Here is a 15,486-nt window from a genome sequence, read left to right on the forward strand (position 1 = left end):
CTTAGCTCGCTGCCATAAGCTTTTCAATGCCTTCAATGGTTTTAGGCACGCCATCGGTGAGCACTTCGCAGCCCTCGGCAGTTACCGCAACATCATCTTCAATACGCACCCCAATACCCCGCCACTTCTTGGCCACTTTGTTGTTAGTGGGCGATACATAGATGCCGGGCTCAATGGTGAGAACCATTCCAGGCTCGAGCTGTCGCCATTTGCCATCGATTCGATAGTCACCGACATCATGCACATCCATACCCAGCCAATGGCCCGCGCGATGCATGTAGAAGTCTTTGTACGCCTCTGCCTTTATCAGGTCTTTTTCGTTACCTTTTAACAGGCCAAGCTCAACGAGGCCTCGGGTAATCACACGAACCGTTGCATCGTGAGGTTGATTCCAAGTATTCCCCGGCTTCACCTTGGCGATCGCGGCCAGTTGCGCCTTGAGGACAACCTCATATAACGCTCGTTGCTCAGGGCTGAAGCGCCCGTTGACCGGAAACGTCCGCGTAATGTCTGCGGCATATCCCTGGTATTCGCAGCCCGCATCAATCAAGACAAGGTCTCCGTCTCGCAGCTTGTCGCGGTTCTCGGTGTAGTGCAGCACGCAGGCATTCTGTCCGCCGCCAACAATACTGTTGTAGGCGGCCGCCCTCGCACCATTTTCGACAAACTCATGGAGAATGGCGCCCTCAAGGTGATACTCGTACCGGCCTTCACGGCTTTCGCGCATGGCTCGGCAATGCGCCTCTGCTGAGATCGCGCCCGCGCGTCGCATTATTTTCAACTCTTGAGCTGTTTTAAACAGCCGCTGCTCATGCAACAGAAAAGCCAAGTCGGTAAAGTCGCCCGGAGGCTTCGCACCCGTTCTGATCTGGCGTCGAATCTGATTAACCCAGCCCATAACTCGACGATCAAAATCATCGTTGTGACCCATAGAATAGTAAATATGCTGCTTACTCTCTAAGAGCCCCGGCAAAATATCGTCGATGTCCTCAATAGGGAAAGCGTCATCCATACCGAATTCAGCAACGGCGCCTTCCGGACCCGCTCGATAGCCATTCCATAACTCCATTTCGGGGTCACGATCCCGACAAAAAAGTAACCTGGCCTGCTCTGCGGCCGGGGATCAGCACCAAGACACCATCGGGCTCATCAAAGCCCGTGAGGTACAAAAAGTCGCTGTCTTGGCGGAAAGTGTATTCGGTGTCCCGGCTGCGCGTGCATTCTCGAGCAGCGGGCACTAGAGCAATGCTGTTGGGCTCCATCATTGCCATTAAGTTTTTACGACGGCGGCTGTACTCGGCTTTGCTGATATTCACGTTGCTTCCTTCTCGGTGGTTAACTTAGTCCTGATGACTCAAGGCATCAGTCAATATATTCAGGGCCGCAAGTCGAAGATAGTCAATCAACTCCTCCAGCTCCCGCTCGTTGTCGTCGCTTTCTTCTTCGCTGATATCAACTTGTGCAATCGCAGCAAAATCCTTCAGCGAGTCTGCAGTATTGGGGTCAACCGGCTCCGATGCCGCATCAGCCGCTGCAACGGCCTGAGTAAACCCGGTCAAAAATCCTGTCGCCCAGCGACCGAGCGAGGTCAATCGTATGTCAAAGGCTTCGTCGTCTTCAGGAAGCAGTGGGCCGAAAGCAAAATCGGTATCTCGAGCTGCAGACAGGGTCGCAGCCAGTAAGCGCGTTGCGAAGTCCGCCGATTCTCCGTGTAAATCCACGGCCAGTGCCTTTTCCAGTAGACCCAACGCCGCGGTCCTCTGTTCATCGGTGTCGTGAGCCATTCCGGCTGCCAGCAATCCGGTTGCTGCCCCGTGGAGCTCTGAAGGGTTCAGCATGAGCCCAACACCCAATAGCACATCGGCTGACTCTTGCCAGTCGGGCATGGTTTCATAGTCACCTAGGGCATCGAGCACAACGTTTTCTCCTCTGGCCCGGCGGTACAAACAACCCATTTGCTTCGCATATCGCCGAACTTCTCAACTCATTCTTCGCTTTATCGGCCAGAACACTGATATGTCTCACTTTTCATAGCATTGACCCACCGCGCCGGCAGCACATATAGTGCAGGATAACCTCATCAAGTGTAATGGCCGTGGCTGAGAAACTCATCCAATCTTTGGAAAAGAAAATCTCCGACCTCATTGAATTAAGCAATGAGTTGAATCGTGAAAATAGGCAGCTCAAATTGCGCACGGCTGAATTACAGCGTGAACGCAAAGAATTACTGGAGCGACAGCGTCAAGCTGGCGACTTTATTAACGGATCCCTCGAGCGTCTGCGCAAAATTGAGGGCGGGTTATGAGTCGCACTCCGACCCTAACCGTTGAAATACTCGATAAAGAGTATCAAGTCGCTTGCCCGCCTGAGCAGGAGTCCGAACTCCTCTCCGCCGCACATCACCTCGACCAGCAAATGCGGGATATTCGAGCGGCAGGGAAAGTCATTGGTTTAGAGCGCGTTGCCATTATGGCCGCCCTAAACCTCAGCCATGAAGTTCTCAGCCTGCAGGGCGGCGAAGCACCAAAACCCTTTGATGGCCATGAAGATCGGCTGAAGACACTCGCCAGCAAATTAGACGAAGCCCTTTACCAGCTAAGGCAACTGGAAATCAACTAGCGGCTTTCCGCTATAATGAGGCTGCAGCCTGGCGTATTGGCCAGACAGTCAGTCCTCGAGCCGATAATGCTACACCCGGGGACCACCGTACGCTGTTGTTGTGCAAATCCGGCACGTCCGGAGAGCCTGATACAGCACGGCGGTCACCACCTTGAGCCTCAGGGTTCAAGGGCGACACCGTCAGCGGTACGCTGGGTTGCCCTCCATATAGGTCATAGCCATGAGTGCCACCACTGCCAAGACCACATGGCGACGGAAGATGCGGCAACTGCGAGATCAGCAGAGCCCACGGTCGCTGCCACCCCTGCTCCACACGCTAACTGCCGCGCCTTGCTGGAAAAATGCTTCGACCATTGCAAGCTATTGCCCGTTAGGATCGGAACAGACGCCTTCACTCATTGAGAACGCCGCTGTCAAAGAGGGCAAGACCGTAGTTTACCCTCGGGTTTTGGGTTCAGGAAAAATGGTCTTCAAAGCGCCAGTGCCCAGAGACACTTTTGAAATCAGCCCCTACGGCATCCATGAACCTCCAGCCTCCGCAAACACTTTAGACAGCTCAAAGATTAACCTGTTCCTGATACCCCTGCTGGCCTGTGACCAATATGGAACCCGGCTGGGCTATGGGGGCGGTTACTACGATCGACTGCTTGAGACAGCACCGGGCTTCAGGTGTGGATTAGGTTTCGATTTCCAAAAGGTGACAGATCTCCCCAGGGAGCAGCACGATGTGCGAATGCAGGGCTTTCTTTCGAACTCGGGATTTGAGATTTTCTAAAGCGCGCCAGACGAGAGAGTTACTGTACTAGGATGCCCGCTTGTTGCGGAGCCATACTGGTATCGGGGGCGGCATCGGTTATGAAAGATCCCGTAACGGCTCCCAAAACAACGACTACCGCAATCACTAGTAAAATATCGGGTTTTTTGTGACCCATGGTATTGGCGCCCGTGGAAAATGACTTTCTGCAAACCCGCGTCGAATAAATAGTGACGCGTGTCACAAATTAGCCTGTACAGTGCGCCCTTAGCTATATTTTGTCAATATTTCACAAAATTAATTTTCGGACGCTGCCTTAGGCTTGAGATAGGCCTCATAGGCGGGATTATTGGTTTCTTCCCAATGGGGATAACCCACATCGGCTAGCACTTTTAACAGGGCGGAACGACGACCATCTGCCAGCCTGAACCCGACCAGGATTCTGCCGTAAGCCGCCCCATGATTGCGGTAATGAAACAAAGAAATATCAAAATCATTACCCAGGGCGTTTAAAAACTTGAGTAGGGCCCCGGGCCGCTCGGGGAACTGGACTCTGAAAACCAACTCATCATCTAAGGTCGAAGAGGCCTGACCACCCACCATGTGCCTCACATGGAGTTTGGCGGTCTCGTTATCTGTCAGGTTGTCGATCGAATACCCTTTTTTCTCAAGCTTTTGAGTCAATTGCTGCAAGTCTGTGCTGTTCGGGGTTACTGACAACCCAACAAAAACCTGTGCCGCACGATTATCAACATAGCGATAGTTAAACTCTGTGATATTGCGTTTACCCAGCTCACTGCAAAATCGGCGGAAAGCTCCGGCACGCTCAGGAATAGTGACCGAAATAACAGCCTCTCTGCGCTCACCTATTTCCGTGCGCTCAGAGATGTAACGCAACCGATCAAAATTCATATTGGCGCCACTCACAGTAGCCGCCATGGTTGCCCCCCGGATACCGTGCTCCTCTGCGTATTTCTTCATGCCCGCCACCGCTAACGCCCCTGCGGGTTCAGCAATGGCACGCGTATCCTCGAAAATGTCTTTGACACCAGCGCATATTTCATCGGTACTCACGGTAATAATGTCGGTGACGTGACTTTTGATAAGACGCAAAGTTTCTTTACCCGCTTGTGCGACTGCACAGCCATCGGCAAACAACCCAACTTCCCGTAGCCGAACGCGCCGACCCTTATCAAGGGCCGCGCGCACGCAGGCGGCGTCCTCAGGCTCAACACCGATAATTTGAGTTTTAGGCCAGACGTAACGCAAGTAGGTGGCCATCCCTGCGATCAATCCACCACCACCCACGCACACAAACACGTAATCCAAAGGCGCCGGCGCCTGCCGTGTTAACTCCACAGCAACCGTGCCCTGACCTGCAATTACATCTGGGTCATCGAAAGGATGGAGGAAGGTCATGCCCTCGGCATCAACGATTTCAGCTGCAAGGTGGGCAGCTTCATCAAACGTATCGCCGTGCAAGACAACCGAAGCGCCATAGTTGCGCACCGCCTCTACCTTAATAGCGGGCGTAGTTACCGGCATCACTATCTTGGCTTTGACGGATAACTTCTGGGCGGCTAGTGCGACCCCCTGAGCATGATTACCGGCAGAGGCCGCTACCACACCTCGGCGGCGAGCAGCCTCATCGAGGTTCACCATCTTGTTATAGGCACCACGCAGTTTGAATGAAAAAACTGGCTGCAGATCTTCTCGCTTCAAAAATATCTGATTACCCCATCGACGCGTCATCAACGGCGCAGCGCTCAAAGGCGTTTCATGAGCAACGTCATATACGCGCGCATTTAGGATTCGTTTGATGTAAGCATCTGTCATGGCGGCTTTCCCGCAGGAGTCGAGGGGTGATAATACGTGCAAATAGACAATTACGTCATGATGAGGGCGAGTTTCATTTGCTCGGAAACGTTCCATCGCCGACAATACGTCTTTTGCCCTTGTTAGCTCGCCGGAGTCAATATGACGTCACGCTTGGAACTCGCCAATGCCATCAGGGCGTTAAGTATGGATGCTGTGCAAGCGGCGAACAGCGGCCACCCCGGCGCCCCCATGGGTATGGCTGACATCGCAGAAGTGCTTTGGAATGGCTATCTGAAACACAACCCCACTAATCCCGACTGGCCTGACCGTGATCGTTTTGTGCTCTCTAATGGCCACGGCTCCATGCTGCTCTACAGCTTGCTCCATCTCTCGGGGTACGATTTAACCATCGAGGATCTTAAGAATTTTCGCCAATTTCATGCCAAAACCGCAGGTCACCCTGAATATGGCTATGCACCCGGCGTAGAAACCACGACAGGGCCTTTGGGGCAGGGTTTAGCCAATGCCGTAGGTATGGCACTTGCCGAAAAAACCCTCGCCGCCCAATTCAACACCGAGCAACACCAACTGGTTGATCACCGAACCTGGGCCTTCCTTGGGGATGGCTGCCTTATGGAAGGAATCTCCCACGAGGCTTGCTCGCTGGCCGGAACACTTGGGCTAGGCAAACTCGTCGCGTTTTATGACGATAACGGCATTTCCATAGACGGCGAAGTTACGGGGTGGTTTACCGACGATACTACCAAACGTTTCGAAAGTTATGGCTGGCAAGTCATTCCAAATATCGACGGCCACGACCACGCCAGCATAAGCGCTGCGATCGATCTCGCGCTTGAGAATGACAGCAAACCCACCCTCATTTGCTGCCGCACCATTATCGGCAAAGGTGCACCGAATAAGCAGGGCACAGAATCCTGCCACGGTGCTCCCTTGGGCGCCGACGAGATTACGGCGACTCGCGCTGCGCTGGGCTGGGAGCACGGACCCTTTGAAATTCCCGAGGCCGTCTACGCTGGCTGGGACGCTCGAAGCCGTGGTGCCGAACAAGAACAAGAGTGGAAGGCGCGATTTGCAGACTTCGCCGATACGGCACCCGAGCAAGCCGAGGAACTAGCGCGCAGACTGCGAGGCGCTATTCCTGAAGAGTTTGAAACAAAAATCGATAATTACATTGCCCTGTGTGCCGAGACCGGTGCTGACATAGCATCACGTAAGGCGTCTCAACAAACCCTGAATGCCCTCGGGCCCTTATTGCCCGAAATGCTGGGCGGCTCAGCAGATCTCGCTGGCTCCAACCTGACTCTCTGGCAAGGCTCCAAGGGAGTCACCGCAGCCGACGCGTCGGGGAACTACGTCTACTATGGTGTTCGCGAGTTCGCGATGTCTGCCATGATGAACGGCATTGCACTGCACAAGGGCTTCATCCCTTACGGCGCGACCTTCCTGATCTTTATGGAGTACGCCAGAAATGCCGTGCGTATGGCGGCGCTTATGCGCCAGCGAGTGATTTTTGTATACACCCATGATTCGATAGGCCTTGGCGAAGATGGCCCCACGCATCAACCTGTCGAGCAGCTTACGGCTCTGCGTAGCACGCCTAACCTCGAGACTTGGCGACCCTGCGATACCGTGGAGTCAGCCGTTGCATGGAAGATGGCGATAATGCGCGATGAGGGGCCAGCGGCGCTGATCTTTTCACGCCAGACACTGCCCCATCAGTACCGTGCCGAGGAGGATCTCAAAGAAATAGAACGTGGCGGCTACACTCTCATCTCAGAAGTTGGTGAGTTGGACGCCATCATTATCGCGACCGGTTCAGAAGTGAGCCTTGCGGTATCAGCTGCCCAATCCCTCGCCGAAAAGGGTCGAGGCATTCGAGTCGTGTCCATGCCCTGTGCCGAACGCTTTATGGCTCAAGACGTTACCTATCGTGAATCCGTTCTGCCGAGTGACATACTGGCACGGGTTGCGGTAGAGGCTGCTCACGCCGACTATTGGTATAAGTTTGTTGGTCTCGATGGCCAAGTAGTGGGCATGCAAAGTTTCGGCGAATCTGCACCCGGAGGGGAGCTGATGGCGCATTTCGGTTTTACCGTTGAAAACGTTATTGCCGCTGTAGAGGATGTGTTTCTCGACTAACGCTCGCTGATTCAGACACAGATTCCCGTGAACCAACGCATAGCGATTAATGGCTTTGGGCGCATAGGACGCACCGTTTTACGCGCCTGGACGGCGAGGGCAGCGCTGCACGAAACCGTTGAAATCGCCGCCATCAACGAAATCGCCGACCCGGAGACCGTGGCGCATCTGGCTAGATACGACTCAACACATGGTCGCTTTCCCGGTACGATCGCCCGCACAGATAAATCCCTACAGGTTAATGGACAGCCCATGTCGCTGCTGCGAGAAACCCGCATCGATAATCTCCCGTGGCGAGATCTAGACATCGATCTTGTCATCGAGAGCACTGGGGCGTTTAGCGACCGCATCACGGCAGAACAACACATTAGCAGTGGCGCGCGCCGAGTTTTGTTCTCCCAACCCGCGCAGCCCGATGTTGACGCCACCATAGTTTGGGGACTTAACCAATCAGAGCTTCAGGCTGACCACCGCGTTATTTCGGCAGGGTCTTGCACCACCAACGCGCTTTGCCCGGTGTTAAAAATTATCGACGATACTTTCGGCATTGAGGCAGGCACGATCACTACCGTCCACTCGGCAATGAATGATCAACCCGTACTGGATGCTTACCACCACACCGACCTGCGCAAAACCCGAGCCGCTTTTCATTCAATTATTCCAGTCGACACCGAGCTTGCGGTGGGAATTCCTAGAATCTTACCCAAGCTGACCAATAAACTTACGGCCCATGCACTCCGCGTGCCGATACTCAACGTCTCAGCGCTTGATATAACCCTGCAAACCCGAAGCAGCTGTGACGCCTCCGGGGTAAATGGCGCGCTAATGGCCGCCGCCGAAAGCAGTCTTATGGGAGTTCTTGGGATTGCTACGGAGCCTTTAGCCTCCTGCGACTTTAACGGTGAGAGCTGTTCCGGTGTGGTCGATGCCAGTCAGACCCAGGTTGCGGGAGACCGCTTGGTCAAAATACTGGTTTGGTTCGACAATGAATGGGCCTATGCCCAGCGGCTGCTCGATATTATTCAACACGTGGGTGCGCTCGACAAACGCTGAAACCCAATCTGGAGTCTGCAATGAAGTTAATGCACGAGCTTGATCTCAGGGGCAAGCGGGTACTGATCCGCGAAGACCTCAATGTGCCCATTAAAGATGGTCAAGTCACCAGCGACGCGCGCCTGTTGGCAACACTTCCCACCATTCAACAAGCGATAGCGTCTGGCGCGGCCGTTATGCTGATGTCCCATTTAGGACGACCCGAGGAGGGTGCCTGGGACGCACAGTTTTCGCTGGCACCTGTGGCTCACCGCTTGACTGAACTTTTAGGCGTCGATGTAGTGCTGGTCAAAGACTGGGAGCATGCGACCCCCCAACCAGGCCAGATTCTTTTACTTGAAAACGTGCGTTTCAACTCAGGAGAGAAGAAAAACACCGAGGCCCTCTCCCAGCGCTATGCTGCACTGTGCGATATCTTCGTTATGGACGCCTTCGGCACTGCCCATCGGGCACAGGCATCGACCCATGGCGTTGCCCAATTTGCTGCCCAAGCCTGCGCCGGACCGCTACTTGCCGCGGAGCTATCGGCTCTAAAAAGTGCATTGGCGCAGCCTGCGCGGCCCATGCTTGCCATTGTCGGTGGGTCTAAAGTGTCGACCAAGCTCGCCGTGCTCGAACAGTTGGCAGAGACCTGTGACAGCCTCATTGTCGGCGGTGGCATCGCCAATACCTTCCTTGCGGCGGCGGGTTACCCCGTGGGTTGCTCACTTCATGAGCCGGACCTTATCGATACAGCACGAGAGCTCTTGCAAAAGAGCCATATCCCATTACCCATCGATGTCGTTGTAGCGAAAACGTTTAGTGAAGACGCCACCGCCACACTTAAACTAGCTAGTGATGTAGCCGCAGACGACATGATCCTAGACGTGGGGCCGCAGTCGGCAGCCGCCATGGTAGAACAACTTAAACTGGCGGAGACGATTCTTTGGAATGGCCCGGTGGGCGTTTTTGAGTTTGAATCGTTTTCCCACGGGACTGCAGAGCTCGCCCGCGGGGTCGCAGCGTCCAAGGCTTTTTCTCTGGCCGGAGGGGGCGATACACTGGCTGCTATTGATCAATTTGGCGTGAGTGATCGGGTGTCCTATATCTCCACCGGAGGGGGCGCTTTTCTTGAGTATGTTGAAGGAAAGGTTTTACCCGCAGTTGCCATACTCGAGGAACGTGCTCACTCTTAAGACTAATATTTACTGACAACAAACCAGCAACTGCTTGGCAGCAGCTTCTTATTGCAGACAATCTGCCAAGTAGGTGGCGATAGATACCACAGGAGAATTCAACATGGCACTGATAAGCCTCAGACAACTACTCGATCACGCAGCCGAATATCAGTACGGCGTACCCGCTTTCAACGTGAATAACCTCGAGCAGACCCGCGCCATTATGGAGGCCGCTGATGCCACGGATTCGCCGGTGATCATGCAGGCAAGTGCCGGAGCCCGAAAATATGCCGGAGCACCTTTTCTAAAAGCCCTTATGGATGCGGCCATGGAAGAATTTCCGCATATCCCGGTGTGCGTCCACCAAGACCATGGCACTTCAGCCGCGATTTGCCAGCGGTCAATTCAACTGGGCTTCAGCTCAGTGATGATGGACGGTTCTTTGGGTGAAGACGGCAAAACCCCGATGGACTATGACTACAATGCAGGCGTTACACGAACTGTCGTTGATATGGCCCACGCCTGCGGCGTATCCGTAGAAGGCGAGATTGGCTGCCTTGGGTCACTTGAAACCGGTGAGGCCGGTGAGGAAGATGGCATTGGTGCCGCGGGTAAACTCACCCACGAGCAAATGCTCACAGACCCTGAGGAAGCGGCCCAGTTTGTCGCTGACACCCATGTCGACGCCCTTGCCATTGCTTGCGGCACTAGCCATGGCGCTTACAAATTTACCCGTCCACCCACCGATGACATTCTCGCCATTGACCGAATTAAAGCTATTCATAGTCGTATCCCAAAAACCCACCTCGTAATGCACGGGTCATCAGCGGTGCCTCAGGACTGGCTCGCAGTTATTAACGAGTTTGGCGGCGAAATACCCGAAACCTATGGCGTTCCCGTGGAGCAAGTGGCGGAGGGCATCAAGCACGGTGTGCGGAAGGTCAACATTGATACTGATTTGCGTCTAGCCTCGACGGGGTCAATTCGCCAATTTTTAGCCCAAAATCCGACTGAGTTTGACCCCAGAAAGTATTTTCAAGCCAGCTTAGTGGCCATGCGCGATATTTGTATTGCACGTTACGAGGCTTTCGGCACCGCCGGTAATGCGTCAAAACTCAAACCCCTTTCCCTTGCGAAGGTTCAAGAAGCCTACAGCCAGGGGCTTTACTAACGGTCAAAACCAGAATGTCAGGATCACGTCGTCGCGAACCCCACCGCCAACGGCTCCTTTCTCATCAGTAAAGAGCATTGGGCATGTCACCACGACCTCAGGAATAGGCGGCAGCTGGGATGGGGTGTTCGACAACCAAAATACGCCGGCTTTCAACACAACCCCACAGGAACAGGGGCATCCACCCTCAAGCCAATAACTAACCTATGTGGTGCAATGACAACGCACTTTACTCAAGCCCCAGACTAGGGGGGGGGTCAGGGCTGTCTAACGCCTCACCAAAAATTCCGCGCAGCGGCCCATCATAGTTGCGCCAGCGCCCTTGTCTCGAAGTCGTTAAAGGCTCTCTCACCTGCCACACACTCGCCGTACGCACCGAGTTTGTGAGTTCGTGAAAGTTTAAACACTCGGGGTGCCATGGTGTCCCCAACCACGTGAATAAGGGCATTAGCTGCTCTTCTGGATCACTCACTAGCGCCTCATAACTGACACGATAAACACTTTTAGGGTGATTTTCGCACCAAAAGTCGGCAATTTTATGACAGAAGCGGATGTGTTCAGCAATAGCTTCGGGATTCGTTGCATAACCGTGCTGTGGATGTAGGCGCGTGCCAAAGATAGACACCAAGGTATCGCGCCAGTCGCGCTCGGTAATAACAAACTTGGCTTCAGGCAAAACTCTTTGAATGGTGGCCATATGAAATAGGTTGTCGGGGCGCTTATCGGTGGCGATTAACCCTGGCGCAATATTGCGGTCCCTCAAGTGCAGCTGCCATTGTTGGCGCAGCTTTGCGCACAGCTGTGTGTCGGGCAAACGACCCGGCGACACCATGCCCCCCCCCAAAGCATGAATCTGCCTGGGCCAAAACTCCGATTCACCCAACGGGGCAAAACCCGGATGGGCAGCCAGTATCTGCTCCAGTAATGTCGAACCAGTGCGGAACAAACCAATAATAAACACGGGAATTTGCTGCTGTGGGTGCGGCGCAGTCGCGCCCGGAGTTATTCCCACCGTGGCGCCCACCGTTGTTGACTGCTGGGGGAGCACCTCGGTCAACTGGCTGGTCAATTTTGACTGAACAGGTAACGCTTGCCAGGAAGGATAGGCCTTTTGATCAATGGTATTGGCGGCAATAAGGGCATCCCAAGCCGCGTCGTATTGCTCACCCTGTTCCTCGTACCGAGCCAGCGCCATCAGGGCGTCAGGATTTTTACCCTTAGCAAACCGACGCAAAGACTGAACGGCTGACGACGCTTCCGGTAACGTTAAGTTAGCTTCAACCCAACGGGCAATAGGATAGGCATCTCCCGGGGCAAGCCCAGCCGCCTGTTCAAAATATCGGCAGGCGGTCTCCCGATCACCCATTTGTTCTGCAATATGAGCTCGATTGAAAATTGCCGGATAGTATTGGGGATTCTGCAGTAAAGCCCGGTCAAGCCACTGTATTGCCGGCTCAATTTGCCCCAGACGCTCTGAATATACCGATGCCATGTTTGACATGGCCTCTTCCGGGGATTCAATGCCAAAAGCTAAGGCCTGTTCATAAGCCTTCAAACTAGCCGCAAACAGGCCCACCTTCGTCGACCACCAGCCTAAATTGAACCAGGCGACAGCGTTGCTTGGCTGGCTCTGCGACTGTGCCAACCAGTGGCGGTATTGTTCCTGAGCTTCAGTCATTTCAGAAAAATCCAAAGCAAAAAAAAGCGGGCCACTGGCCCGCTTCTTATTGACGCAGCTTACGCTGCTTCGTTCAAGCCTTACTTATAGACGGAAAGTCACCTGAGCAAACAAGTACTGACCGAGGGTGTCGTAGAAACCCGCTGTCGCGTTTGCGTTAGAAGACAGTGAACCACCTACCAGTGGTGGCTCTTCGTCTAAGACGTTGTTGATACCGACCAAGATCTCCGAATCACCCAAGAAGCGGATGGTTGCGTTCAGATCGAGGTAGTTCTCACCACCGTCGCTCTCGTCCTGTGCGATAGTGTCGATACCTTCACTACGACCGTTGGTCAAACCACCGTCATAGTCAACACCACCAAAGTGACGCCATCGGATGCTGGCTGCCCAGAAACCATTGCTGTCATAAGACGCAGTAGCTGTGTGACGCCACTCAGGGGATGGGTAACAACGGCTGCTGATCAAGCCAACACAGTCGTAAGTATCAGCACCGGGAATCTCAACTTCCTTGGTCAGCATGTAAGTACCGATCAAGCTTAAGTTGAATGATCCACCCAGAGCATCAATGCCCCAAGCACCAGCTACGTCAACGCCTTCCCAGGTGTTCTTACCGCCGTTCAAGCTAGCGTTGAGAACTGATCCTGTCTCACCCTGCCAAAGTGAACCGTTTCCAGCACGAGTAATCGCGTCACAGAACAGTCCGTTTTCAGCACACTGGCGAACGATGTTCTCGGCACCGATGCTTGTTACGGTGTCCTCAATCTCGATACTCCAGTAGTCGGCAGAAATTGTCAGGTTATCAGTAGGCGTCAGTACCACACCGATCGTGATGGTGTCGGCTTCCTCAGCGTCCAGTCCTGGGTTACCACCCGTGATCTGGTTGTATTGGTCAGCAGGGCTCAAAGCAATCTTGCCGTACTGAGCCGCTGAAACACCCGTGTTAGCACACTGTGCTTGCGAGTACTCAGGTGCTTCACCGTTAGCAATGATGCCGCCACAGGGGTCAACACCAGCCCACAGGCCTAAGTTCTGCTGAGAGTACAGCTCTGACACGTTAGGTGCTCGAACCGCGCGGTTGTAGCCCATGCGAACACGGAGCAAATCGATAGGCTGCCAATCGGCACCAATTCGGTAAGTATCCTGACCGCCTACAGTGCTGTAATCCGAGTAACGATAAGCCAGGTCAAGAACCAAGCTATCAAGTACTGGGACACTCGCCTCACCGAAGAATTCAGAAACGTTGTAGCCGCCTCTCAGTGAAGGTGTTGGACCACCTTGACCTAACAACTGACCTTCTTCAAAAACGGTATCAGCGATACGCTCGAACTTCTCTCCGCGCCACTCATAACCAACAACCACTTTAATGGGGTTGCTTGTCGTGGGCAGTGAGAACAAGTCGCCTGTCACGTAGCCGTTAATAACTTCTGTTGACGTTGTACCGTTCAATACGCCAACACCCGTCAGGCCAGCAGCCTGCTCAGGGGTAACGCCTTGATAAGTGAAAACGTCCCACAAGATATCAGCAGTGTCGGGATCAATGTTCTTGGTGATCTTAGGTGCGAAGAAGTCATTAACGTAAGTCGCAGTAGATCGTGTTTGAGCATAAAGATAGCTGACGTCATATGACCATGTGTCATTGATGTCACCCTTCATACCCGTAACCATACGGAACGAGTCGTGAGTTGTGTTGCTTGAGCGTGGACCGCCCTCTACGTTTCGCTTACCAACGTAAACACCAAACTCGTCATAGCCTGGACCGTACAGATCGACCAGCGCATCTTGGAAAGGTGCGGGGAAGTCATCAAGGTCAAGAATGTAGGCTTCAACGAAGAAACTACCTGACTCAGCAATCTGAGCACGTGACTCGTTGCTAGCGTACATAGTTTCGAAGTACGGCGTGAAGTGATCGTTCAGCTTGTACTCAGCAAAAGCGCCAATTGACCACTGCTCGATAGGACGCAGAAAGTGGTTGATCGGTGCATAGTTGTAACGGTTAGTACCGTCCCATGGTGTCAAGCCACCTGAAGAGTTGATGTTGCCGAAGAACTCTTGATCGTAGTCATAGTTACGACCATTAGTACCTGCAGGGCCCTGTCCACCAACAACGGTAGGTGCCAAGAAGTAGTTTGGAATGATCGCGTTAGCTGAACCACCTACGCCTGTAGCAGATCCTGTCAAAGCACCTGAAGAGTAGTCACGTGATTCTTGACGAAGTTCTTTCTGCTCACGCCAAGTACCGTAGACAGTTGCGTTACCTTTGCCGTCAGCAAAGTCGCTACCCATGATGAAGTCGATTTGGTAGTTCTCACCGTCGGGGCCTTCAGTGCCTGATGGGTAGTCAAAGTTACGAGCATCCAACAGTGGCTGTATGTAGCCATTGTCATTGTCGTGTCGGTAACCTGACCAACCGCCGCGGATTTCAATGCCATCCATCTTACGGGTGACGAAGTTCACAACACCAGCAACCGCGTCTGCGCCGTAGGTTGCAGATGCACCACCGGTCAGTACGTCAACGCGGTCAAGGGCGATAGTTGGAATTTGGCCCACGTCAGGCGCCTGCGAGTAGATACCACCCGCCTGCATGCGACGACCGTTAACCAGTACCAGCGTGCGGTTCGTACCCAGACCGCGCAGGTCGACTGTAGCCGTACCTGTTGATCCGTTTGAAATGTTGGCGTTTTGGCTAGTTTCGATCGAAGGCAAGCTGTTAAGTACTTGCTCGATGTTCACAAAACCCAAGTTCTTGATGTTTTCAGCGTTAACAACGGTTACTGGGCTAGTAGCACCAAACCCGTCTTCTGTCTTAATACGCGTACCGGTAACAACTACCTCTTCTACGGTTTCGTCTACAGCATCAATATCTTCGTCTTGTCCGAATGCCAGACCGCTGGTCAGCGTGGTTGCCAAGGCCGCGGTAACGGCAAGGCTAAGCTGTCGCTTATGCAGTGACTTCATGGGAAAACCTCGTCTTCTAGTAATTTCTAGTGTTAGTTAAGAGCGCTCTATCCGGCTCGTATATCCGGACCGAGGGCGCAGAGTAATCAATTGTAGGGAGCAAGTGAGAGCCTTTAGAGGC

12 protein-coding genes, 1 other RNA gene and 1 pseudogene are annotated in these 15,486 nt (G+C 53.6%); 8 read left to right on the plus strand and 6 right to left on the minus strand.

Annotated elements, in window-relative coordinates:
- Position 1: 1 nt before the first annotated feature.
- Both pepP and ACMAZB_RS15115 read right to left on the minus strand, forming a co-directional pair.
- A pseudogene (pepP, locus tag ACMAZB_RS15110) lies at positions 2-1,316 on the minus strand (Xaa-Pro aminopeptidase).
- Between the two features lie 24 nt (positions 1,317-1,340).
- Positions 1,341-1,916 (minus strand): UPF0149 family protein, encoded by a 576-nt coding sequence (locus ACMAZB_RS15115; protein ID WP_435213177.1) that lies wholly within the window; start codon positions 1,914-1,916, stop codon positions 1,341-1,343.
- A 173-nt stretch (positions 1,917-2,089) separates the two neighbouring features.
- On the opposite strand from ACMAZB_RS15115, the gene ACMAZB_RS15120 reads away from it, so the two are divergent.
- From ACMAZB_RS15120 to ACMAZB_RS15135, 4 genes are all read left to right on the plus strand, one after another.
- Complete coding sequence (locus ACMAZB_RS15120) at positions 2,090-2,305, plus strand: hypothetical protein (RefSeq protein WP_435213179.1); 216 nt, start codon at positions 2,090-2,092, stop codon at positions 2,303-2,305.
- Positions 2,302-2,619 (plus strand): cell division protein ZapA, encoded by a 318-nt coding sequence (locus tag ACMAZB_RS15125; protein ID WP_435218369.1) that lies wholly within the window; start codon positions 2,302-2,304, stop codon positions 2,617-2,619. The genes ACMAZB_RS15120 and ACMAZB_RS15125 overlap by 4 nt, the downstream gene beginning before the upstream one ends.
- Before the next feature lie 22 nt (positions 2,620-2,641).
- Positions 2,642-2,821, plus strand: a non-coding RNA gene (ssrS, locus tag ACMAZB_RS15130) — 6S RNA.
- Between the two features lie 18 nt (positions 2,822-2,839).
- On the plus strand, positions 2,840-3,394 hold the full coding sequence (locus tag ACMAZB_RS15135) for a 5-formyltetrahydrofolate cyclo-ligase (protein ID WP_435218371.1): 555 nt from the start codon (positions 2,840-2,842) through the stop codon (positions 3,392-3,394).
- Positions 3,395-3,413: 19 nt separating this feature from the next.
- Here the strand turns inward: ACMAZB_RS15135 and ACMAZB_RS15140 are convergent, their stop codons facing one another.
- Both ACMAZB_RS15140 and ilvA read right to left on the minus strand, forming a co-directional pair.
- Positions 3,414-3,617 carry a hypothetical protein gene (locus ACMAZB_RS15140; RefSeq protein ID WP_435218373.1) on the minus strand — a complete coding sequence of 68 codons (204 nt, stop codon included), beginning with the start codon at positions 3,615-3,617 and terminating at the stop codon, positions 3,414-3,416.
- 53 nt (positions 3,618-3,670) lie between these two features.
- Positions 3,671-5,209 (minus strand): threonine ammonia-lyase, biosynthetic, encoded by a 1,539-nt coding sequence (ilvA, locus tag ACMAZB_RS15145; RefSeq protein ID WP_435216057.1) that lies wholly within the window; start codon positions 5,207-5,209, stop codon positions 3,671-3,673.
- Between the two features lie 141 nt (positions 5,210-5,350).
- Between ilvA and tkt the strand changes: the two genes are divergently transcribed.
- The 4 genes from tkt to fba all read left to right on the plus strand — a co-directional run bounded on the left by tkt (position 5,351) and on the right by fba (position 10,732).
- Positions 5,351-7,351: a transketolase gene (gene tkt, locus ACMAZB_RS15150; protein ID WP_435218375.1), complete on the plus strand. Its 2,001-nt coding sequence runs from the start codon at positions 5,351-5,353 to the stop codon at positions 7,349-7,351.
- A 27-nt stretch (positions 7,352-7,378) separates the two neighbouring features.
- Positions 7,379-8,404 carry a type I glyceraldehyde-3-phosphate dehydrogenase gene (locus tag ACMAZB_RS15155; RefSeq protein ID WP_435218377.1) on the plus strand — a complete coding sequence of 342 codons (1,026 nt, stop codon included), beginning with the start codon at positions 7,379-7,381 and terminating at the stop codon, positions 8,402-8,404.
- 20 nt (positions 8,405-8,424) lie between these two features.
- Complete coding sequence (locus ACMAZB_RS15160) at positions 8,425-9,579, plus strand: phosphoglycerate kinase (RefSeq protein ID WP_435218379.1); 1,155 nt, start codon at positions 8,425-8,427, stop codon at positions 9,577-9,579.
- A 103-nt stretch (positions 9,580-9,682) separates the two neighbouring features.
- Positions 9,683-10,732: a class II fructose-bisphosphate aldolase gene (gene fba / locus ACMAZB_RS15165; RefSeq protein ID WP_435218381.1), complete on the plus strand. Its 1,050-nt coding sequence runs from the start codon at positions 9,683-9,685 to the stop codon at positions 10,730-10,732.
- A gap of 229 nt (positions 10,733-10,961) precedes the next feature.
- Here fba and ACMAZB_RS15170 read toward each other — a convergent pair whose 3' ends face one another.
- Both ACMAZB_RS15170 and ACMAZB_RS15175 read right to left on the minus strand, forming a co-directional pair.
- Positions 10,962-12,410 carry a tetratricopeptide repeat-containing sulfotransferase family protein gene (locus ACMAZB_RS15170; RefSeq protein ID WP_435218383.1) on the minus strand — a complete coding sequence of 483 codons (1,449 nt, stop codon included), beginning with the start codon at positions 12,408-12,410 and terminating at the stop codon, positions 10,962-10,964.
- An 84-nt stretch (positions 12,411-12,494) separates the two neighbouring features.
- Positions 12,495-15,365, minus strand: coding sequence for a TonB-dependent receptor domain-containing protein (locus ACMAZB_RS15175; protein ID WP_435218385.1), 2,871 nt, complete (start codon positions 15,363-15,365; stop codon positions 12,495-12,497).
- Positions 15,366-15,486: the final 121 nt, after the last annotated feature.

Origin of the sequence: Luminiphilus sp. nBUS_07, assembly GCF_051201685.1 — a bacterium.
Lineage (GTDB): Bacteria > Pseudomonadota > Gammaproteobacteria > Pseudomonadales > Halieaceae > Luminiphilus.

Bases quoted from the DNA above. Each gene is read 5' to 3' on its own strand.
- ACMAZB_RS15175 (WP_435218385.1), bottom strand. From the start codon at position 15,365: ATGAAGTCACTGCATAAGCGACAGCTTAGCCTTGCCGTTACCGCGGCC.
- ACMAZB_RS15120 (WP_435213179.1), top strand. From the start codon at position 2,090: ATGGCCGTGGCTGAGAAACTCATCCAATCTTTGGAAAAGAAAATCTCC.
- ACMAZB_RS15170 (WP_435218383.1), bottom strand. From the start codon at position 12,410: ATGACTGAAGCTCAGGAACAATACCGCCACTGGTTGGCACAGTCGCAG.
- ACMAZB_RS15160 (WP_435218379.1), top strand. From the start codon at position 8,425: ATGAAGTTAATGCACGAGCTTGATCTCAGGGGCAAGCGGGTACTGATC.
- fba (WP_435218381.1), top strand. From the start codon at position 9,683: ATGGCACTGATAAGCCTCAGACAACTACTCGATCACGCAGCCGAATAT.
- ACMAZB_RS15135 (WP_435218371.1), top strand. From the start codon at position 2,840: ATGAGTGCCACCACTGCCAAGACCACATGGCGACGGAAGATGCGGCAA.
- tkt (WP_435218375.1), top strand. From the start codon at position 5,351: ATGACGTCACGCTTGGAACTCGCCAATGCCATCAGGGCGTTAAGTATG.
- ACMAZB_RS15125 (WP_435218369.1), top strand. From the start codon at position 2,302: ATGAGTCGCACTCCGACCCTAACCGTTGAAATACTCGATAAAGAGTAT.
- ilvA (WP_435216057.1), bottom strand. From the start codon at position 5,209: ATGACAGATGCTTACATCAAACGAATCCTAAATGCGCGCGTATATGAC.